Source organism: Streptomyces sp. SP17BM10, assembly GCF_036322405.1.
Classification (GTDB): domain Bacteria; phylum Actinomycetota; class Actinomycetes; order Streptomycetales; family Streptomycetaceae; genus Kitasatospora.
Genome location: NZ_JAQYXB010000504.1, coordinates 32,978 through 51,524, shown reverse-complemented (window position 1 = coordinate 51,524; position 18,547 = coordinate 32,978). Strand labels below are relative to the sequence as shown.

Annotated in this window: 31 protein-coding genes; 1 reads left to right on the top strand and 30 read right to left on the bottom strand. The window is 73.4% G+C overall.

The genetic code is table 11. The annotated features are described in order from the left end of the window. Positions 1–28: 28 nt before the first annotated feature. The 27 genes from PUR71_RS09115 to PUR71_RS08985 form a co-directional block, all read right to left on the bottom strand. Complete coding sequence (locus tag PUR71_RS09115; RefSeq protein WP_329925896.1) at positions 29–877, bottom strand: helix-turn-helix domain-containing protein; 849 nt, start codon at positions 875–877, stop codon at positions 29–31. Between the two features lie 39 nt (positions 878–916). Further along, a complete protein-coding gene (locus tag PUR71_RS09110) occupies positions 917–1,444 on the bottom strand; it encodes a DUF6879 family protein (RefSeq protein WP_329925894.1) in 528 nt (175 codons plus the stop codon). Continuing rightward, complete coding sequence (locus PUR71_RS09105; protein ID WP_329925892.1) at positions 1,398–1,679, bottom strand: hypothetical protein; 282 nt, start codon at positions 1,677–1,679, stop codon at positions 1,398–1,400. Before PUR71_RS09105 ends, PUR71_RS09110 begins: the two co-directional genes overlap by 47 nt. A 523-nt stretch (positions 1,680–2,202) precedes the next feature. Beyond that, positions 2,203–3,120 carry a hypothetical protein gene (locus PUR71_RS09100; protein ID WP_329925891.1) on the bottom strand — a complete coding sequence of 306 codons (918 nt, stop codon included), beginning with the start codon at positions 3,118–3,120 and terminating at the stop codon, positions 2,203–2,205. Beyond that, complete coding sequence (locus PUR71_RS09095) at positions 3,117–3,914, bottom strand: ParA family protein (protein ID WP_329925890.1); 798 nt, start codon at positions 3,912–3,914, stop codon at positions 3,117–3,119. The genes PUR71_RS09100 and PUR71_RS09095 overlap by 4 nt, the downstream gene beginning before the upstream one ends. A 185-nt stretch (positions 3,915–4,099) precedes the next feature. After that, entirely contained in the window at positions 4,100–4,324 is a 225-nt protein-coding gene (locus PUR71_RS09090; RefSeq protein WP_329925889.1) for a hypothetical protein, read from the bottom strand. A 21-nt stretch (positions 4,325–4,345) separates the two neighbouring features. Beyond that, complete coding sequence (locus tag PUR71_RS09085; RefSeq protein ID WP_329925888.1) at positions 4,346–5,014, bottom strand: GGDEF domain-containing protein; 669 nt, start codon at positions 5,012–5,014, stop codon at positions 4,346–4,348. 66 nt (positions 5,015–5,080) lie between these two features. Further along, positions 5,081–5,608 carry a hypothetical protein gene (locus PUR71_RS09080; protein ID WP_329925887.1) on the bottom strand — a complete coding sequence of 176 codons (528 nt, stop codon included), beginning with the start codon at positions 5,606–5,608 and terminating at the stop codon, positions 5,081–5,083. A 2-nt stretch (positions 5,609–5,610) separates the two neighbouring features. Beyond that, a complete protein-coding gene (locus PUR71_RS09075; protein WP_329925886.1) occupies positions 5,611–6,519 on the bottom strand; it encodes an Lsr2 family DNA-binding protein in 909 nt (302 codons plus the stop codon). A 3-nt stretch (positions 6,520–6,522) separates the two neighbouring features. Next, a complete protein-coding gene (locus PUR71_RS09070) occupies positions 6,523–6,936 on the bottom strand; it encodes a hypothetical protein (protein WP_329925884.1) in 414 nt (137 codons plus the stop codon). Then, the gene (locus PUR71_RS09065) at positions 6,933–7,139 is read right to left on the bottom strand and encodes a hypothetical protein (RefSeq protein WP_329925882.1); all 207 of its coding nucleotides are present in this window, start codon (positions 7,137–7,139) and stop codon (positions 6,933–6,935) included. The genes PUR71_RS09070 and PUR71_RS09065 overlap by 4 nt, the downstream gene beginning before the upstream one ends. Next, entirely contained in the window at positions 7,136–7,405 is a 270-nt protein-coding gene (locus PUR71_RS09060) for a hypothetical protein (RefSeq protein ID WP_329925880.1), read from the bottom strand. The genes PUR71_RS09065 and PUR71_RS09060 overlap by 4 nt, the downstream gene beginning before the upstream one ends. Positions 7,406–7,544: 139 nt before the next feature. Continuing rightward, positions 7,545–8,258: a hypothetical protein gene (locus PUR71_RS09055; RefSeq protein ID WP_329925878.1), complete on the bottom strand. Its 714-nt coding sequence runs from the start codon at positions 8,256–8,258 to the stop codon at positions 7,545–7,547. Then, the gene (locus PUR71_RS09050) at positions 8,255–8,683 is read right to left on the bottom strand and encodes an HIT family protein (protein ID WP_329925876.1); all 429 of its coding nucleotides are present in this window, start codon (positions 8,681–8,683) and stop codon (positions 8,255–8,257) included. The genes PUR71_RS09055 and PUR71_RS09050 overlap by 4 nt, the downstream gene beginning before the upstream one ends. Beyond that, complete coding sequence (locus tag PUR71_RS09045; RefSeq protein ID WP_329925874.1) at positions 8,680–9,327, bottom strand: RapZ C-terminal domain-containing protein; 648 nt, start codon at positions 9,325–9,327, stop codon at positions 8,680–8,682. The genes PUR71_RS09050 and PUR71_RS09045 overlap by 4 nt, the downstream gene beginning before the upstream one ends. Before the next feature lie 134 nt (positions 9,328–9,461). After that, positions 9,462–9,773 (bottom strand): hypothetical protein, encoded by a 312-nt coding sequence (locus tag PUR71_RS09040; protein ID WP_329925873.1) that lies wholly within the window; start codon positions 9,771–9,773, stop codon positions 9,462–9,464. A gap of 35 nt (positions 9,774–9,808) precedes the next feature. Beyond that, entirely contained in the window at positions 9,809–10,303 is a 495-nt protein-coding gene (locus PUR71_RS09035) for an AAA family ATPase (RefSeq protein WP_329925872.1), read from the bottom strand. Between the two features lie 125 nt (positions 10,304–10,428). Next, on the bottom strand, positions 10,429–10,842 hold the full coding sequence (locus tag PUR71_RS09030; RefSeq protein ID WP_329925871.1) for a hypothetical protein: 414 nt from the start codon (positions 10,840–10,842) through the stop codon (positions 10,429–10,431). A gap of 126 nt (positions 10,843–10,968) precedes the next feature. Continuing rightward, positions 10,969–11,454, bottom strand: a complete 486-nt coding sequence (locus tag PUR71_RS09025; RefSeq protein ID WP_329925870.1) for a hypothetical protein — start codon at positions 11,452–11,454, stop codon at positions 10,969–10,971. A gap of 138 nt (positions 11,455–11,592) precedes the next feature. Beyond that, positions 11,593–11,988 carry an RRQRL motif-containing zinc-binding protein gene (locus tag PUR71_RS09020; RefSeq protein ID WP_329925869.1) on the bottom strand — a complete coding sequence of 132 codons (396 nt, stop codon included), beginning with the start codon at positions 11,986–11,988 and terminating at the stop codon, positions 11,593–11,595. A gap of 16 nt (positions 11,989–12,004) precedes the next feature. Next, positions 12,005–12,169, bottom strand: coding sequence for a hypothetical protein (locus tag PUR71_RS09015; RefSeq protein ID WP_329925868.1), 165 nt, complete (start codon positions 12,167–12,169; stop codon positions 12,005–12,007). A 77-nt stretch (positions 12,170–12,246) separates the two neighbouring features. Continuing rightward, positions 12,247–12,603, bottom strand: a complete 357-nt coding sequence (locus PUR71_RS09010) for a hypothetical protein (protein WP_329925866.1) — start codon at positions 12,601–12,603, stop codon at positions 12,247–12,249. Between the two features lie 119 nt (positions 12,604–12,722). After that, complete coding sequence (locus PUR71_RS09005; RefSeq protein WP_329925865.1) at positions 12,723–12,965, bottom strand: hypothetical protein; 243 nt, start codon at positions 12,963–12,965, stop codon at positions 12,723–12,725. Positions 12,966–13,041: 76 nt separating this feature from the next. Further along, positions 13,042–13,797 carry a hypothetical protein gene (locus PUR71_RS09000; protein ID WP_329925864.1) on the bottom strand — a complete coding sequence of 252 codons (756 nt, stop codon included), beginning with the start codon at positions 13,795–13,797 and terminating at the stop codon, positions 13,042–13,044. 104 nt (positions 13,798–13,901) lie between these two features. Further along, a complete protein-coding gene (locus PUR71_RS08995; protein ID WP_329925863.1) occupies positions 13,902–14,543 on the bottom strand; it encodes a hypothetical protein in 642 nt (213 codons plus the stop codon). A 196-nt stretch (positions 14,544–14,739) separates the two neighbouring features. Next, positions 14,740–15,111 carry a hypothetical protein gene (locus PUR71_RS08990; protein WP_329925862.1) on the bottom strand — a complete coding sequence of 124 codons (372 nt, stop codon included), beginning with the start codon at positions 15,109–15,111 and terminating at the stop codon, positions 14,740–14,742. Positions 15,112–15,140: 29 nt separating this feature from the next. Then, positions 15,141–15,335, bottom strand: a complete 195-nt coding sequence (locus tag PUR71_RS08985) for a hypothetical protein (RefSeq protein WP_329925860.1) — start codon at positions 15,333–15,335, stop codon at positions 15,141–15,143. A gap of 139 nt (positions 15,336–15,474) precedes the next feature. On the opposite strand from PUR71_RS08985, the gene PUR71_RS08980 reads away from it, so the two are divergent. Beyond that, positions 15,475–15,621, top strand: coding sequence for a hypothetical protein (locus tag PUR71_RS08980; protein ID WP_329925858.1), 147 nt, complete (start codon positions 15,475–15,477; stop codon positions 15,619–15,621). A gap of 7 nt (positions 15,622–15,628) precedes the next feature. Here PUR71_RS08980 and PUR71_RS08975 read toward each other — a convergent pair whose 3' ends face one another. The 3 genes from PUR71_RS08975 to PUR71_RS08965 all read right to left on the bottom strand — a co-directional run bounded on the left by PUR71_RS08975 (position 15,629) and on the right by PUR71_RS08965 (position 18,545). Next, a complete protein-coding gene (locus tag PUR71_RS08975) occupies positions 15,629–17,092 on the bottom strand; it encodes a transfer protein (protein WP_329925857.1) in 1,464 nt (487 codons plus the stop codon). Position 17,093: 1 nt separating this feature from the next. After that, positions 17,094–17,921 carry a hypothetical protein gene (locus PUR71_RS08970; protein ID WP_329925856.1) on the bottom strand — a complete coding sequence of 276 codons (828 nt, stop codon included), beginning with the start codon at positions 17,919–17,921 and terminating at the stop codon, positions 17,094–17,096. 111 nt (positions 17,922–18,032) lie between these two features. Beyond that, complete coding sequence (locus tag PUR71_RS08965; RefSeq protein WP_329925854.1) at positions 18,033–18,545, bottom strand: hypothetical protein; 513 nt, start codon at positions 18,543–18,545, stop codon at positions 18,033–18,035. Positions 18,546–18,547 lie beyond the last annotated feature (2 nt).

Genomic DNA, 18,547 nt, shown 5'->3' with positions numbered 1-18,547 from the left:
CAACGAGGTTGCGCCTTCTTGCGCGAAGTCACCCAAGAGTGGCTATGGCCGCGGTGATCAGCTGACGGGCCCCGGCCCCGTGGACGGCCATGGCGGCCAGGTCGGTGAAGGTGCGGACGTAGTCGGCGATCTCGCGTGGCTGGGTGATCCGCAGGTAGCCGGAGGTCAGCTCGACGGCCACCTCGGCCTCGTCGAACAGGTAGAAGTCCTCGACCGGCAGGTGCGGGCGGTCGGGCCCGGTCGGGATGACGCCGACGCTGACGAACGGGCTGGCTGAGACGGCGAGCAGGTGGCCGAGCTGGGCGGCCATCGTCTCCGGGTCGCACACCGCGGCGCGCAGCACCCACTCCTCGATGAGCAGGCCGAAGCGGTGCCGGCCGGAGAACAGCATCCGCTGGCGCTCCAGTCGGGCCTCCACGGCGTCGGCGACGTCGTCGACCTCGACGCGGGCGCGCTGGATCGAGCGCAGCACGGCGGTGGTGTACTCGGGGGTCTGCACCATGCCGGGCATGACGCGGCTGGCGTAGACGCGGAACAGGTGAGTGCGGCGGTAGAGGGCGGCGACGGACTCCTGGGCGGCGCGCAGCCCGTTGCGTTCCATGCGGCGCCACTCGGTGTACATGGAGTCGACCGCGCGGGCGGCGGCGATCAGCTCGGGGACCTGGTCGTCGGCGCCGCAGGCGGTGCACCAGGCGCGCAGGTCGTCCTCGGAGGGGGCGGACTTGCCGCTCTGGATCCGGGAGGTCTTCGCCGGGTGCCACCCGCAGCGGGCGGACAGCTCGTCGCCGGTCAGGCCTGCGTCCTTGCGCAGGCCGACCAGGCGGGCGGCGAGGGCCTTGCGCGCTTCGATGACGCTGGACGACGGTGACGACGGCATGGTGCTGGCTGCCCGCTGGGGGTGGTGGTGGACGGTTGGTCAGACGGTGTACTGGGCGTGCGGGACGGCCCGTTCCCAGACCGCCTCGAAGGCGCCGGTCACCATCTTGACCACGGCCGGGTCCTCGGTGGTCTCGTGGCCGGCCCACTCGCCGTCACCGGTGAACCAGTGGAAGAGGACCAGGCGCTCGTCCACCAGCCACAGGTCGTTGCCCGGCAGGGCGAGGTCGGAGGCCTTCGAGCGGGGCAGCCAGCGGACCTGTTCGCCGAGCGCGATGTTGTGCCGCTCGGTGATCGCGTGCTCCCACCGGATGTAGGCGGTGACCGGTTCCGAGACGATGCGGGCCCGGCGCATTACCACCCCACGCCCGACGGTCTCCCGCACCAGGGCCGCCCAGGCGGTGTACTCGTCGGGCAGGTCGTACGCCTCGGGCCGATCGACCGGAAGGCCGGCGCGCCAGTCGGCGAAGACGGGGTCGTCCATGTAGGAGTCGCGCATCTCCAGGTGGCAGGCGGAGCGCTCAGCCTTCCTCAGCAGGGCGCCAAAGTCCGGCACGCTCGGCTTCATCGCACACCTTTCGCAGGAACGGGATCATCCGGACCGGGATCCGGACGACGCCCTCGTGGTCCGGGACGCCGGTGGCGTGGCCCTCCACCCACTCGGTCTCACTGATCACGCGGTACATCTCCATGTCGGGCAGCCAACCCTGAACGACGATCTCCGCCTTCTCGTCCTCCAACCAGATGGTCGGAGACCCACCGTTCGGCGTGTCCGGGTCGATGCCCCTGAACCGTAGTGCCATGACCGCTCCTTGTGCCAAGCCGGTTGCGGATCCTTGCGCCTCCACCGTTCCGCCCGGCTGACGCGCCGTCAAGAGTGCGCGGGCGCAGCCGGGCGCACGCACCGGCCGGGCGGTCCCGAGGAGAGCCTGCCGCCTCGGGCCCGGTGCGCAGTCAGGCGGCCGGATCTTCCCGTCTGCGATCAGGCCGCCGGTGCAGCGCGGCCGGTTGACCGGGTGCCCCGATGAAGGCTGCGTACGGGATCAGCCAGCCGCGGCCTGCTCCGCCTCCCAGCGTTCGGCAAGCTCTTGCTTCCAGCCCTTGGGCGGCGGCCACGGCACGCCCCAGGCCGCGAGCTGCGCCCTGGTCCAACCGCCAGCGGGGGTGCGGGCGGCTTCGATCTCATCAGGCGAAGGAGTCATGATCTGATGATGCCCGGACACGGCTGTCCGATGGCTCGGGTAGGGTGCGCTGAGTACGCAAGAGGGCGCCCGGCCACCACAATTGGCCGGGCGCCCTTCTTACTGTCCGTCGGCTCCGCGCCGGTCAGTCGGCGTTCCGCAGTCGGCGGAGAACGGCCTTGTAGACGGCGGGGTCACTGCTGTCGATGAAGGCCTCCGCGAGGATCCGCTGGATCTCCCCTGGGGTGAAGCGGCCCCGGCCGAGCGCGTTGGCGAGGTCGAGCGAGCGCCGGGAGACTGCCTGGCGTAGTTCCTTGGCCGTCAGCGGCTCGACGACGAGTTCCCCTTCGAGGATCTCGTGGTCGTCCTTCTCCTCGTTGGTCTGCTGTTCGCCGTTCGACGGCTTCTCGCCGTCGGCGGGGGTAGCAGCTCTCTCCAGCTGGGGCTGGGATGGGATCAGGGAGAGCTCGTAGGCGTTGATCGCTTCCGTGAGCCGTTCGGCGGTGACCTTCTGGCCGGCCTTCTCGATCGAGCCGACGACCTGGCGCGCGACATCGGGGCCGCGGGTGTGCAGGAAGCCGGCGATGGCCAGGGCCTGCGATTCGTTCGGGGAGGGCAACACCTTGGCGGCCACGACTTCGGAGACGATCGGCGCGGCCTCGATGAGCTGCCGGGCGCGGCGGTACCGGATGCGGAACCGGTCCCAGACGTACTGGGCGAAGGTGAGGCCGGTCGACGCCTTCGCGGTGAGGTTGTTCTCGTCGATGTGCCGCAGGATGCTGCCGACCACGATGACGTAGCGAGTCTGGGCGGACTGGATTTCGCCGTCCAGGCGCTGGTCGGCGGTGTGGACCATCTCCTCCAGCTGCTTGAGCTTGTCGGCGTCGGTGCCGGTGAGCTTGCTGAAGTCGACGGGTGCGGGAATCCCGTCTACCCGGTTGTCTTCCATCTCCTGCTTGAGCGCCTCCTGGTCGGAGGACATGGCGGTGGCCAGCTTCTCGACGCTCGTGCCCACGCTGGTGTCGATGACGAACTTCTTGCGCTCTCGGGTCTTACCGCTCACGCTGCGGCCTCCACGAATCCGAGGGAGACGATCATGTTGCGGAAGATCTTCGCGGCCTCGTCCTTCGGGGCGTACATGCACACGGGCTGTCCGCCGATCTCACGCGCTTCGGCGATCTTCGAGCGGACCGGGACCTCGCCCTTCACCGGAACGGGCAGGGTGAACAGGGCGTCGTAGACGGACTGGTTGAAGTCGGAGAACGGGCGGTCGATGCGGTTGATGACGATGCCTCGGTAGTCCATCGGCTTGCGGCCGAGGGCGTTCATCGTCTTGGCGGCCTGCGCGAGGAGCAAGTGGACGGCCCTGATGCTGAACGTGTCGACGTCCATCGGGATGACGGCGTCGGTCGCGGCAGCCAGGGCGGCGTCGGTGTCGTCGTCGATCGCCGGACGGCAGTCGAGGAGGACGTGGTCGTACTCGCCCTCGATCTGGGCCAGGAGCCGCTGGAGGCGCAGCTCGCCCATCTTCTGCTCACGCAGCCGGCCCGGCAGGAAGAACATGTCGAGAGAGGCCGGGATGAGGTCGATGCCCGGCAGGGGGTGGATGATGGCGTCGCGGATGTCGCCGCCGCCGATCATCAGTTTGGGGAGGCTGTTCGGCGCGTCCTCGTCCAGGTGCTCGACCTTGAGCGCGGTGGAGAGGTTGCCCTGCGGGTCGAAGTCGATCAGCAGGACACGGCGCCCGTACTCGGCGAGCGCGCCGCCGAGGTTGAGGGTGTCGGTCGTCTTGCCGACGCCGCCCTTCTGGTTGATCATCGCGGTTACTGTCATCGCCGCGGCCGGTGTGAGTGCCATAGCCCGTGACCCTAACCGGGCCTCCCGCCGGGATCGACAACCGCGTCCCCCACGTCGCCCGCTGGGGTGCAAAATTTTTGCACCCGGCCCCTGGCCAGTAATCAGGCCTTAGCGTCGGGGTCCACAAAAGCAAAAGGGCCCGCCTCCTCCGGCTTCCGACGCCGGGGAGGCGGGCCCTTCTAGGGTCAGTTGGTGTGCTGGCGCAGGTGCTTGGTGACCTCGGGGGCGACCAAGAGCTTGAGGTAGTTGGTGACGGTCTCGTTGCAGGCGGAGCAGGTGGCGCCGTAGCCGGTGCGGCCGGTGCAGTCGCTGTTCGGGTCCTTGGGGCGGCCGGTGCGCTGGTTGACCTGGTGCGTGCAGGGAGTGCCGTCGGCGTGGATGCCGGTGATGGGCATGGTCGTGCGGGGCATCGGGGTGGATCCCTTCCTAGGTCAGGCCGCGGCGGTGAAGGTGCGGCGTCGGCCGCGTCGGCCGCGGCCCTTGTCGGCGTACATGGCGAGGTCGGCGGCGTGGAGGAGGGTGGAGAGCTCCCGGGTGGGGTGGTCGGCGAGGGTGGCTGTGCCGAGGGATGCGCCGACGGTGAGCTGGCGGCCGTGGTGGTCGACGGGCTGTTCGAGGACCCGGCGCAGGGCTGCGAGTCGTCCGGGCAGGGCGGCGGGGTCGGTGTCGAGGACGGCGGCGAACTCGTCGCCGCCGAGCCGGCCGACGACGGCGGCCGCCCCGGCCCAGCCGGTGAGGCGACGGCCGGTGGCGGCGAGGACCGCGTCGCCCGCCTCGTGGCCGTGGGTGTCGTTGACGGCCTTGAAGTCGACCAGGTCCACCATCAGCACCGCGGGCGCGGCGGCGGTGGCGAGCAGCTGTTCGGCGGCGGTGGTGAAGGCGGCGCGGGCGGGCAGGTCGGTGAGCGGGTCGCGGCGTGCGACCTCCAGGTGCCGGGCGAGGTCGTCGCGTTCGGCGAGCAGCACCCGGGCGGCGGGCAGCAGGGCGAGCAGGTCACGGTGCAGGGCGCGGGCGGCGTCGGTGTCCTCGGAGCCAAGGGCGTGCTGGTAGCGGTCGAGGCTGGCCTCGGCGCGGGCGATCAGGGCGGTGGCGGTGGTCATGGCGGTGCTGCTCCCTTCCGGGTGCGCGACGGGAAACGGCGGCCCCGGGTGGGGCCGCCGTCTGGTTCAGGGCTGCTTGGGCTGGAGGGTGAGGAGGCGTCCGATGCGGACCTGGTGGTGGCCGGCCCAGCCCCGGCCGGGGTGGTCCGGGTCCGGGGCGAGGACGACGTGCTGTTCGGTGGCCAGCGCCCAGGAGGCCCAGGGGAGGTCGGCGATGCGCGGGGAGGGGACGAGGCGGCTCGCGCTGGCGATCCGCAGCAGGAACAGCGCTATGCGCTGGCCGTAGGCGCCGGGGGACTCGCCCCGGCCCCGGGGCGGGTTTGCCGCGGCCGCGTACTCGCCCAGCGGGCGGCGAGCGGTGCCGGCCGGTCCGTACGGGCGCTGTTCGTGCAGGCCCCAGGCGGGGTCGAGCAGGTCGGCGTCCGGTGCGCAGTAGCCGATCACGGCCTCGGTGAGGCCTCCGTCTGCGGGCCGGGTGGTGTAGAGCAGGGCGTAGGCGCCCCAGTCGGGTCCGGCGCCGCCGCCGGTGCGCAGCAGGGTGACCCTGCCCGCACCGGCGGTGTCGCCCGGCGTGGTGCGCGGGCGGGCGGCCATGGTCAGCCGGCCTGGGCGAGCGAGTGGGGGTGCGCGTCGTACCAGGCGCGCAGGACGGCCTGGGGGATGACGCCGCGGTCGGCGACGGTGTGGCCCTGCTGGGTGGCCCAGGCGCGGATCGTGTCGCGGGTGGCCTTGTCGGCGGGCTGCGCCAGGTCGGCCCCGCTCGCCGGTCCGGTCGTCCTGGCGGTGCGGGCGGTGGCGGTGGGCTTGCCGGCCTTGGCGTCGCGCAGGGCCTGCTCGGCGCGCTGCAGCCGGGCCTTGAGGGCGGCGACCTCGGCCTCGTGCTTCGCGACGGCCTGGTCGCTGGCGCGCTGCGAAAGGAGCTTGTCCAGCGACTCGCGGGTCTGCTCGGCGAGGCGGCGGATCTTCGTCTGCGGGTGCTGGTCGGCCCAGGCGAGGAGCTCGTCCACGGTGCTGCCGTAGGGCGAGGCCTGCTGCTCGGCGGCGCGGGCGGCGTCGGGGTGCTGGGCGATGAGGCGCTGGAGGTCACTCTCGTCCAGGCCGGTGGCGGCCAGGATCTTCAGCGGGCTGTCGCCCTTGGCGCGCATGGACAGGGCGACTTCGCGGGTCATCGGGTCGAGGTTCGCCAGGACGTCGGCCTGCTCGGGGCGGATGGCCGGGGAGCTGCTGAGGGTGTCGGACACGGGACTTCCTCCGGAGGGCTGGTCGAGGCGGCCGGCGGCGGCGCGGGCCGGGGTGGTGGCGAGGTGCGGCAGGAGCCGAGCGAGGTCGTCGCCGCCGTGGGGCAGGTCGAGGGCGTCGAGGAGCTGGACCAGGTCCTCCTCGTCGCGGGCGCTGCGGGCGGTACGCACGGCGGCGTCGGTGTTCTGCCGGGTCGTGGTGGGGGAAAGATCGATGCTCTCGGCGGCGATCAGGACGGTCGCCGGGTTAGCGGTGTCGCTGGGCATCGGTCAGCCGATCGCGGTCGGCGCGACGAGGAACCGGACGTCCCAGGACGCCAGGGTGTAGAGGTGCAGGACATCGAGGAGCAGTTCGTCGATCTCGGCGTCGTCGCCGGCCGGGTCGTCCGGGTCGGAGACGTAGACGCGCGGCGGGCTGGCCAGGCGCAGGTGGACGGCCAGGCGGCGGGCGGGGGCGTCGTCGGGGTCGACGTCGGCGCGCAGCTCCCAGATCTGGCCGGGCGCGGCCAGGATGAGCGGGTCGCCGTCGGTGGCGCGCTCGCAGGCCAGGCGCAGCGCGACCGGCTCGGGCAGCAGGTCGTCGTGCTGGAGGGTGTTGGCGGCGCGGCGGATGACGGCGCCGGCCAGGTGCGGGCCGAGGATCAGGTCCAGCGGCACGGTGTGGCCGTGGGGGTCGGTGCTCATGCTGCGGTCCTCCTCGGGGTGGTGGTGCGCAGGGCGGCCAGGAGTTCGGCGCGGTGCTCGGCGGCTCGGGGGTCGGCGACCGGCGGCATCGCCGACGTGGTCGTGCTCGCGGTGCGGCGGCGGGCCGGCGGGGCGGGGCACTGGGGGACGAGTTCGGCGGCCAGGCGCCGGTCGAGGTCCTCGGGCAGCACGGGAGCGGTCATCGCGGTCCCGCCTTCCGCGCGGTGACGGGGGCGATCAGGAGCCGGTGGAGCAGCGAGGTGTCGTTGCGGGCGTGGTCGGCGGGCCGCCCGCACGACCAGCAGTCGGCCTCGGGCCCGGCCCAGGCCACCTCGCAGCTGGAGCAGGCGTAGCCGCAGCGGTGCGGGCGGGGGGCGAGGCGGCCGATGGTGCGGATCGCGGCGGCGGCCTGGCGACGCTGCTCGGACGCGAGGGCAGGGGAGGAGAGGGGGAGGAAGGCGGTCGTCATACTGGGGTGTCCTTCTGATCTCGTGTCGGAGGGATGGCCCGGGTGCGGCCGGTCGGCTGTGAGAGGCAGGGTCGGCCGTGCCCGGGAAGGCCGCGGCCCGCCTGATCGATCAGGCGGGCCGCTGTGCCGTGCGGGAGGTTCAGAACGGGCGGTCGTCCGCGCCGACGTACGGCACGACGCTGGCCCAGGGGTCGTCATCCGGCAGCAGGCGGGGCGCCGGCGGCAGGCTGGCGAGGCAGCGGTGCCGGTAGCCGCCCTCGAAGGTGAAGCCGCTGCCGCCGCACTCGCAGTTCTCGCCGTGGACGTAGTGGTGGCGGCCGACCGGGCAGTCGACGGGCTCCTGATGGACCGGGACGAAGATGCCGTCGCCCTGGTCGTCCCAGGTCATGGTCTCCATCACCATCCCGGTGCCGCCGCACCCGCCGACGCAGTTCGCGTCGTGCGGCTCGTCCGGGCACGGGGATCCGTCGTCGGCGTAGTCGACCTCGCCGAGGACGTCGGCGGCCCGGCTCAGCAGCTGCTCGGCCTCGTCCATCTGGAGAGCGACCCCGAGGTGGCCGGCGGCGCGCAGGTCGGCGGCCAGGTCGCGGACCAGGTCGCCGAGCAAGTGGGCCGGGGCCTGCTCCTGGAGGGCCTGGAGGACGTCGGCGGGGTCCGTCCAGTCACCGGAAGCGAGCCAGTCGTGCAAGTGGCCGACGCCCTCGCGCAGCGGCGGGCAGGGCAGCTCGCCCCACCGCTCCGCGGTCTCGTCCAAGGCCGGCCTGGTGGTGGCGGGGCGCCGCAGGTGCAGGGCGATCCCCGCTGCGGCCAGCGCGGTGCCGGCCGCAGCGGTCAGGAGGATGGTGCGCTTCATGCTTCTCCGATCCAGGCGCCGGTGGGGTCGTCGCTGACGGCCTGCGTCCCGGCGGCGACGGGCGCGGCCGCGGTCCAGGGCAGGGCGAGGCCGTCGTGAGCGCGGCGGGGGACGAGGTGGATGTGAAGGTGCCGGACGCTCTGCGTGGCCTCGGTGCCGATGCTCGTGATGAGGTTCGCCGCGCCGGCGCTCTGCGCGAGTTCGGCGGCGCGGCGCATCGTCAGGCCGGTGACGACCGGGTCGAAGGCCGCGTCGGGGACGTGGCGGGTCGGCAGGACGAGGACGTGCCCGTCGGTGACCGGGTTCAGCGGGACGATGGCGAGCGTCTCCGGCCAGCGGCGCACGACCTGGGCGGGAGCCAGGCCCGCGCTGACCGCGCAGAACACGCACCCGCCACCGACCGGACCGGAGGTGGGGGCGGTCATCGGGCGTTCTCCACGACGGGCAGGTGGACGTGGCGGTGCGTCACGCTCACGCTCGCGCCCAGCGCCTGGCAGAGTTCGCCGACCTTGCGGGCCAGGCTGACACTGCGGTGGCGGCCCCCGCGGCAGTAGACGTGCAGGGCGACCGGCTGGCCGGGCAGGGCGGTGGCCTGGGCCAGGACGCGCAGCACGGTGCGCTCGGCGATCTCGACGGCACCGGGGGTGGCGAGCACGTAGTCGTAGACGACCTGGTCCAGCCCGGTGGAGGCGATCATCACCTCGCGGACCGCCGGGTCCTCCGGGGGATTGCGCAGCGCGGTGGTCAGGTCGAGCGTCAGGGCGTCACCGGGCGGCGGGTCCTGGTGGAGGACGCCGTAGCTGGTGATCTCCACGCGGGTGTGCGGGGCGATCAGCGGAACGAGGAGCTCGGCGATCATCTGGACGTTGCCGCCGACCCAGCTCGTCAGGTCCCGGCCGGTGCGGCCGGGGTAGTGGGCGAGGTTCTGTTCGGGGTCGGTGTGCTCGCCGGCGGTGCGCAGGTGGCCGATCGCGGCGGCGAGCTGGGCGATCAGCGGGGAGTCGATCCGCTCCAGCCGCAGCAGTCGGCGGTCGCAGGACTCGGGGGTGGCGCTGGGTTCGGGTGCCACGGTTCTCCGATCACAAGGAGTGGGTCCGGCCGGGCGGCCGCGCCGCTCGCCACGGCGCCCCGCCCCCGGGCCTGGACGGCTCGGCGGCGGGGCGCGGTGGCGGGCAGCGTCACGGCCCGGAGAACTCCGGTGCTTCAGTGGACAGGGCGGGCCATCGAGCGGCAGGCGGCGGCGTGGCTGTTCGCGTCCTCGTTGGCCTGCTTCCGCTCGTTCGGCAGGTACTGGTCGTCGAAGACGCCCACCCCGCCCCGGGTGTCGCATCCCCGGCACTGCCAGATGAAGCCGTCGACCTCGCGCCACTGGTCGCTGACGAAGGGACGGCCCTGCGGGGTGTAGCGGGTACGGAACTTGTGCCTCAGCAGGTCGACGTGGGCGCCGCCGACGGTCAGGTAGCGGGCGAGGACGTCCTCGGGCCAGGCGGTGGCCCAGGTGGTGCTGGTGCTCATCGGGGATTCCCTTCCGGGTTGGTCGCTGGTGTTGGTCAGGCGGTGCGGTGGTGCCGGATCTCGTCGAAGCCCTCGTCGGGCAGCGTGAGGCGGGCGGCGCGGGCCATCGCGTGCTGCCAGCGCAGGACGTCCTCGGGCACGCGCTCGTGGTCCGGGCGCAGGGCGTTGCGGGCCAGGCAGGTCGGCAGCGGAGCGTCCACCCACGCCGCGCTGCACCGGCGGCCGTGTTGGTGTGCCAGCTCCACCAGCTGCAGGCGGTGCAGTTGCTCGACCGAGGTGTTGTCCACGATCGACGTTCTGGCCCGGCGCAGGCGCATGCCGAGGATCTGGTGCTGGAGCAGGACCGCGTCGGCGGTGCTGTCCTGGTCGCCGGGCTCGGAGGCGACGGCGCGCAGCCGGTCCAGGCTGACGATCTGGTGCTCGGGGACGGCGGCGAGCAGGCTCGACTTGCCGCTCGCCGAACAACCGATCATCACGACCAGGTCGCCCGGTTCGACCGGGCCGAGCAGATGAGCGGTGCCGTGCTTCATGGGTGCCTCCGGGTTCGGGTGTGGGCCGGACAGCCGCGCCGCGCACCACGACACCCGCCCACCGCGCCTGGCGGGCGGGGCGGGCGGGGCGCGGTGGTGGGCAGGGCGAGGGCCCGGACGGACGGTCAGCGGTACTGGAGCTCGGCGGTGCTCTCGTCGGCGGGCAGGGCGAGGGAGGCGGCGGCGGCCACGCGGGAGCGGAGTTCCTCGGCCGCGCGGACGGTGTCCAGCAGCGCCCGGTAGAGGGCGCGCTGGGCGGGGTCGTGGAGGTGGAGGTTGGTCTCGGCGGCGGCCGCGAGGCCGTACAGGTAGACGGCGATGTCGGCGCTCTCCTGGTGCAGGTCGACCAGGCCGGGCTGGAACTCCAGCGGCGAGGTCAGCTTGCTCAGGGCGGTTCGGGTCTCGGTCTCCTGCCCGGCGCGGGCGGCATCGAGGTTGGCCTCCAGGGCGGCGGCCAGGGCGGCCGGGTCGTGCAGGGCGAGCTCGTAGCCGAGGCGGCGCACCAGGCGGGCGGGCAGGAGACGGAGCAGGCGGTTCACGGGACCTCCAGGAGGCGGCGAGTGTCGGCCGGGCGGCCGCGCCGCGCACCACGGCGCCCCGCCCCCGGGCCTGGTCGGCACGGGCGGCGGGGCGTGGTAGTGGGCAGCGTCAGCGCCGGGACGAAGTCAGCGGGCGAGAAGGAGAGCAGCGGCCGTTTCACAGCCGTGGTGGAACGCCTGGTCGAGCTCAAAGGACCCGCAAATCGGGGACAGGCGCTCGTAGAAGGCCTTCTTGCCGGTGGCCTCGGCAAGGCGGGCCAGGGGCCGGCGCCTGTCCGCGACGTAGTGGGTGGCGAACGACAGGGCCAGGGCGGCGGCGACGCGGCCCGGATTCAGGCGCAGGCCCAGCAGGCGCGAGCCGATCAGGAGGGCGCCGGCCTGGGTGGCGGTGTAGGTCGCACAGTGGTGGAGGCAGGCGAGCTGGCCTTCGCGGGTACCGTGCACGGTCTCGGTGCCGGCCTGCTCGTCGCGGTCGATGACGGGGTTGGTGTCGGTGGCGCCCTTGATCCGGGCACAGGTGTCGGTCTGGACCCACATGTCACCGATCGCCCCAGCGGCGCGCAGGAGGGCGTAGGCGGTGGCGAAGCGGGCGGCGCGGTCGGTGGCGGTCACGGTGGTTCTCCGTCCGTTGCTGAAGGTTCGGCCGGGCGGCCGCGCCGCTCACCACGGCGCTCCGCTTCCCCGGCCTGGCTGGCTGGTGAGTGGGGCGCGGTGGTGGGCAGCGTCACGGCCCGGTGGAACGGGGGATCGTCAGGCGGCGGCGAGTGCGGCGAGCTGCTCGCGTTCCTCGTCGGACAGTTCGCTGCACGGCAGGCAGGAGCCGAGTGAGCGCAGCGGCAGGCAGAAGTCGTAGGTGACTTTGCAGACCGGGCATGTCATCCGGGCCTTCATCGCGGCGGCGAGGGCGCGGGCGCGGGCCGGGGTCATCGGCCGCACCGGCTTGGCGCCAGCGACCGGGAAGAGGTGGCCGACCCGCTTGCCGCCCCGGCAAACAACCTGAGCGGCAACGGCTTGGCCCCCGGGCCGAAGGCCCATCTCGCGCAGTTGGCGGCGGGTGGCCAGCCGCTCCTTCTCGGGGCCGAACTTCCAGGGGAAGGTCGGGATGCCGTGGTGCTCGCCGGTCGGGTCGAGGTCGATCGCGCGCACTGCTGGTCTCCCGGGGTCAGTCGGTGGCCTGCTGCTCGAAGTGGTCGGCGAGGTGGCGCAGGATGCCGGCCACGGTGGCGGCCGGGATCCTGCCGTGGACGTTGGCGACGCTGTTCTTGTCGACGGTGATGATCAGCGGGTAGTCGTCGGTGTTGATCACCTTGACGTCGAAGTCGGGCACGGTTGCCTCTCGGTTGGCTGGTCAGTGGGCAGGGGAGAGGCTGGGACCGTGGGGGCGGTCCCGGCCGGGGCGGCTGGTCAGAAGTCGTGGTCGTCGCCGAGTTCGTCGGCGAGTTCGCAGGCCATGTCGTAGCTGTCGCTCAGGTGGCGCGCGGCACGGCGCAGCAGGGCGGGCTGGTCGACGTCGTCGGCGTTGTGGGCCTCGGTGAGCAGCAGGGCGGCGGATTCGAGCGTCTCGGCGTCCTGGTCGTGGCGGGCCAGCTCGAGGAAGGAGGCGGCGTCGTTCACGAGCTCGATCAGCGCGGTGGCGTCGATGCTGGTCGGGTCGTCGGGGACGGTGGAGTTGGTGTGCTGGCGGGCGATGTAGGCGAGGTCGCGGCCGTGGCGCTGGGCCAGGCTGGCGAAGGTCGGGGTGGCGGTGGCGGTCTTGGGCATGGTCACTCCCTGGTGGCGGTGTCGGCCGGGCGGCCGCGCCGCGCACCACGGCGCCCCACCGCCGGGCCTGGCTGGCTCGGGGGCGGGGCGCGGTGGTGGGCAGCGTCAGTGCCCGGTCGTCAGTGGTGGAGCAGGCTCCAGGCGATCAGCAGGACGAGGCCGATGGTGACCAGGACGGCCTTGGGGGAGATGCCGACGGCGCCTTCCAGGCGCCGGATCTCGGCGTGGATGGCGTCGCATTCGGCCTGGATGCCCGCGTGGGAGGAGCTGCCGGGGGTGAGGCCGGCCAGGATGGCGGAGCGGTGGTGGAGCCGTTCGTAGAGTGCTGCGATGCGGGCTTCGCGGGATATCGCCCAGCTCATCGGTGGTGGTGCCTTCCTGTCGGCGGTGCGGGGCAGGTGGTGGGGTGGCGGCCGGCGGGCCGCCACCCGGGGCGGGTCAGTGGCGCTGGTCGAACGGGCCGGAGGGGTTCGGCAGCGACGTGAGTCGGGCCGTTGCGGGGGAGGGCTTGGGCGCGGGGGCCTGGACGGTGATCTGCGGCTGGACTTCGGTCCGGTTGATCACCAGCGGGCGCAGGCTGAAGGTGATGCCGCGCAGGGCGAGGGCGGAGGCGGTGGCGAGGGCGGCCGCGGTGATGCCGACGGCGACCGTGCGGCCGGCGGGGTCGGTGCCGCTCCAGACCATGGCGACGGTGGCGATCGACCAGGCGGTCCAGGCCAGGCGCCAGGTCGCGGCCTGGGAGAAGCAGGCGAAGGCCCCGGCGGCGAAGCCGAAGGTCTTCCACGTGCCGTACGCGGCGGCTGCGGTGAGCGGTGCGGGCGTGTGTGCCGCGAGGTAGGCGTGGACGGGGCGGGTGATGGTGGCGGCCAGGCCGCTGCCGGGGAGCTGCTCGGGCAGGTGGACGGCGCCGATGACGGCGGCCGTGGCCTGGAGGATGACGCCGCCGGCGGTTCCGACGACCAGGACGCCGAGCGCGAGGGCCACGGTGTAGGTGAGGACGCGGACCCAGGGCTCGGCGTCGTCCCAGTCGTCGATGGCGTTCACCAGGTCGCGGCGGCGCTGGTCGAGCCAGCCGCCGGGGGCGGTGGCGGTGCGGAACTTGCGGGCGGCGGCCTCGCGCAGCGTGTCGCCCTGCTGCTCGTCGGAGGAGGGGCCGGGCTGGTGCTGTCCGAACGGGGAGGTGGGCTGGTTCACGGCAGGATTCCTGTTCTGGGTGGTGGTGCGGTAGAAGGGCGGACCGCGTCGTGCGGCCGGCCCGGCGGTGTGGTGCGAAGTAGCCGATCGGGTTGGTGACCGGCTCAGCCGTTGTGGTTGTTGATGACCCCGCGCCAGCCGGCGGACTGCTTGCCGATGGTCGTGGTGTGGGTGCGGTGGACCAGCGCCAGGACGGTGCCGGTCGCGCTGGCTCCGTCGCCGCTGGCCGTCGCGGACGCGCCCTTCGCCCCGGCGGTGACGGAGCGGAGCTTGCCGAGCAGGCCGGCCACGCCGAGCACCACGGCGGCGACGAGGACGGCGGCCCACTTGAGGAGGTCGCCGAGCTGGTCGGCGTGCGGGGCGACCTCGGCGACGGCGGCGCCGAGCATCCACACCGCCCCGCCGGCCGCCAGGGAGGCGATGGAGCCGTAGAGGACGTACTGGCGGACCGCCAGCGGCAGGCCCTGCTCGGCGGCCGTGTCGGCCACCGGCGCGAGGGCCGGGGCGGGGCTCATGGCGGCGACGGCCTGGCGGTGCTCGGCCAGCCGCTTGTTCATGGCGTCCAGGTGGGCGGAGATGTCGAAGACCGGGACGGCGGTGGCCTGGCCGTCGACGATCGCGGGCACGCACGTGGCGTCGCCGCAGTCCGCGCTCAACGGCACGGCGACGAGCTGGCCGTCCATGGTCGTCGGGGCGTAGCCGCGCTCCAGGAGGATCACGTTCGAGGGGGTGTCGGTGCCGGGCACGGTGGTCTCCTTCAGGGAAAGCGGGTGGGCGGTGCGGGGGCGCCGCGGCGCCTTCTGGGGCCGCCGGGCCCGGCCCGGTTGGCGGGCGGGGTCCGGCGGCCCCCGGAGAGGCCGGGAGCAAGGCGGCTACTGCTCGGCAGACGGCCGTGCCCGCCGCTCCAGGTGGGGCGGCGGGCACGGTCGGGGCCGATGGCGGTCAGTCGTTGATGCGGGTGGTGCGGCCAGCGGCGATGATCTGGCGGAAGAGGCGGGCCGTCTCGGGGGACTGCTTGCCGGTGCGGGATTTGCCGATCAGGTACGCGGCCTCGTCCAGGGCGACCAGGTCGACGCGGGCCGGGCCGGACGGCAGCTCGCAGCGCCGGGGCGCGGCGGGCAGCGCCCTGCGCAGGCGCAGCTCCATCAGCGCCCGGTGGGCGGCGAGCGAAGTGACGGCGTCCTCGGCGGTGCCCGTGAAGGGCTGGAACCGCACGCGCGGGTCGTGGGAGGCCTCGGCGATGAGCAGGTCGATGGTGCTGACCTGGCCGGAGATGCGCAGGCGCGCGGGACGAGCGGGGCGGCTGGGGTTCACAGGGGGTGTCCTTCCGGGAGGGTTGCGGGTCAGGAGGCGGCGTTGCTGAGCGCGGTGACCAGATTGGTGAGCAGCTGGTTGATGGCCGGGCCGACGCCGGTGGAGGAGAGCGTGAAGCCGAACAGCACGAGGGCCACGGCGGGCCAGAAGCCGACCGCGCGGCTCCGGTAGAGGACGGCGGTGATGATGCCGAAGAGAACGGCGAGGGAGACGGTGACGGCCACGGTTGGCTCCTGGCGGGTCGTTGACGGGTTGGGCGGACGAGCGGGCCGGGTGTGGCGTTTGCTGGTCCGGCCTGGTGGTACGTCAGGTTCGGGCTGCGCCCCGCACCACTGGGGTGCGGGGCTGGGAGAAGAGGGGGTCGTGGTGGCGCACGTGCACTACGCCTGCTGGAACTGCGATGCGGACAACCGCGTACACGGCGAGGGCTGCGACTGCTGCGACGTCGTGGAGGTCCCCGAGTCCTGGTTCTGCTGGAACTGCGACGCGGAGAACTTCTGCGACGACTGACCGCTGGTCAGCCGCGCAGACCGGTCAGCGCGTTGCGGACGCCGCCGAGGCTGACCTTGCGGCCGCCGTCGGCGTTGACGGCGGCGAGGACCTCCAGGTCGTCCAGGTCCTCGCCGTCGGTGCTCTCCAGCACCGCCAGCACGCGGTCGGTGAGGTTGAGCCGGGAGGCGGTCCGCGGCTCGGGAGCGGAGACGGGGATGACGGGGACCGGCGCGCTGCGCGCACCTCGCCCGCCCCCGCCGCCGCCACCGCCCCGGTTGCCGCCGCCACCGCCGCGGCCCCGGCCGCCACCGCCGCCGGTTTCGGATTCCTCGAACTTCTCCGGGCACGCGGCCTGGTAGGCCTCCATGCCGTCCAGCTTCCCGACGTAGGCCTCGCCCGCGTCCTGCCAGGACTCCTTCTCCAGCACGGCATGCGGACCGTCGCCGTACAGGGCGAGCATCTCGGGGTCCAGGCCCTCGGTCGGCACGTCGGAGCCGACCTTGAAGAACCGCATGCGGGCGGTGGGGTGCAGGCCGGAGAGGTGGTAGCCGCTGCCCTGGGTGCCGGGCCTGTCCTCGTCCGCCTCGGTGTCGTCGAACTGCGACACGAGCTCGACGGCGCCCGCGTACTTGGGGATCGCGGCGAGCTTCTGCCCGGCCGGGAGCAGGCCGTCGGAGACCAGCTGCCGCATGAGGTTGGAGGTCCAGCGCAGCAGGATGACCTCGCCCTCCTTGAGCATGGAGCGCAGGGTGTCGGAGCCGCCGAGCTCCTCGAGGTGGCCGGCCTGCGCGAACAGCGCGATGCCCATGCCCAGGCTCCGGCCGGTGCGGCCGATGTCCTTGATGTAGAACGTCGCCTCGTCCCGGTAGGGGGCGCCCTTCTCCAGGAGCCGGTTCGCCTCGTCCACCACCATGTACATCAGCGGGTCCGGGCGGTTCATCAGGAACTTGGAGCGGCCCGCCGCGGCGTAGCGGATCTCGCGGGCCTTCATGACGTTCCAGAACGTCCGCAGCTGCGCGATGGCGCCTTCCTGCGTGTAGACCGCCCAGTCGCAGTTGCCGCGCGCCTCGGGGGCGGACTGGCCGCCCTTGAGGTCGGCGTAGAACACGCCGACCCCGGAGCGCTTCATCGCGGCGAGGATGATCTGCCCGCCGGTGGACTTGCCAGCGCCGGTGGTCCCGAAGAGCAGCATGCGCTGCGCCGAGCCGGCCTTCGGGTCGTACAGGCGCAGCCGGGTGCGGCGCCCGTTGTGGTGCAGGCCGACCCAGATCCGGCCGGTGGCGTCCATGACCAGGCACTCGGGGTCGGGCAGGATCACGTCGGCGAGCGGGTCTTCGGGGTAGATGGTGACCAGGCCCCGGCTGCCGTGGGTCTCGATGGCCAGGCGGGCGGGGTCCTTGATGTTCATCGCGTCGGCGAGGCGGGCCATGTCGTAGCCGATGACGTCGCCGGGCGGGGCCTGGACGGTCAGCTCGTAGATGAGCCCCATGTCAGTGCAGTTCCTTCGTGTCGGTGTCGATGATGCGCACGCCGGTGATGACCGTGCCGGGCATGCCCTTGGGGGCGATGTTCTTCACCCAGTGCGCGTACGGGTCGAGGGCGACCTGGTCGGCGGTGCCGATGTGCAGGCGCCGCACCCCGGCGCCGCGGCCGGCCACCTTCTCGACGCGGATCTCCTCCTCGTCCCAGTCCAGGAGCGCGGACAGGGCGGTGATGGAGATCGTGGGGACCGGCGTGCCGGGCACCGCGGCGCGGATCAGGGCGGTCAGCGCCTTCTCGCCGGCGCGCTCGACGTCGGTCAGCACGGTGCCGGGGGCGACGCCGCCCTCGACGGCGACCCGCTGCGCCCACCAGATCGACATCGGGTGGGTGGAGCCGGCCGGGACGAGGGCCTGCTGCTCTTGGACCTGCTGGACGGCTTCGGGGGTGAGGGAGCGTTCGCGGCCGGCCAGGACGCGGGCCATGCGGGCCGGGCGGACCTTCCAGGTGGCCACCGCCCATGCGGCGTCCAGCGCGAGCTCCCACCAGTGCAGGCCGTGGACCAGGCGCTCGGTGACGAGCAGTCCGGCCGCGCCGGCGGGGGCCACGAGGTAGAGGGCGGTGGCGGCGTCGCGGATGCGGCCGCTCGGAAGGGTGGCCGACCAGATCAGCCCCCAGGCGGTGGCTGCCCCGGCGCCGCCGAGCGTGACGGCGAAGGGCAGGGGGTCGGTGGTGAGCGCGCCGGCCGCGAGTCCCGCCGTGGTGGCGAGGGTGGCGGTGCGGCCGACGTAGCCGCGGGCGACGGCGATGCGCCCGCGCAGCGGGCCGAGGGACATCATCGGAAGGCTCTCCTTCGCGGGTGCCGCCGGGGAAGCGGCGGGGCGGGGTGTGCGAAGGGGCGGCCGGTCCGTCCCGTTCAGCGGGGGCGGTGCCGGCCGCCCCGGGTGGGGTCAGCGGTTGGCGTAGAACTCGCGGTCGGCCAGCTCGCCCTCCTTGGCGGCGATCACGTCGTCGACCGGCCCGTAGTCGGCCTCGTGCGCGTCGGCGGTCTGCTGGAAGAGGGTGGAGAGCTCGGCGGTGGCGGCGGCCATGGCCTCGGCCTCCTCCAGGACGGAGAGCATCACCGCGGCGGCGTCGCGGTGCTCACCGACGGTGTCCCGGTCGACGTTCATCCCGGCGGCCTGGTCCGCGAGGCGCTGCACCGACTTGGCGCAGCCCTCGACGTACTCGTAGGTGCCGGTGACCTGCTCGGACAGGTAGGCCAGGCGCACCGCGGCGATGGCGAGCTGGCCGACGACGATGCCGTAGCTGACGGCGTCGCGGATCACCTCGCCGGCGGCGGCGAGCACCCCGCCGGTGGAGATCTCCAGATCGGCGCCGCCGCCGACGGGCCGGTCGGTGGGGGCGTCGTGGACGGCGGCCGGGGCGCTGCTGGTGATGGGCGCGAGATCGGTGTCGGACATCG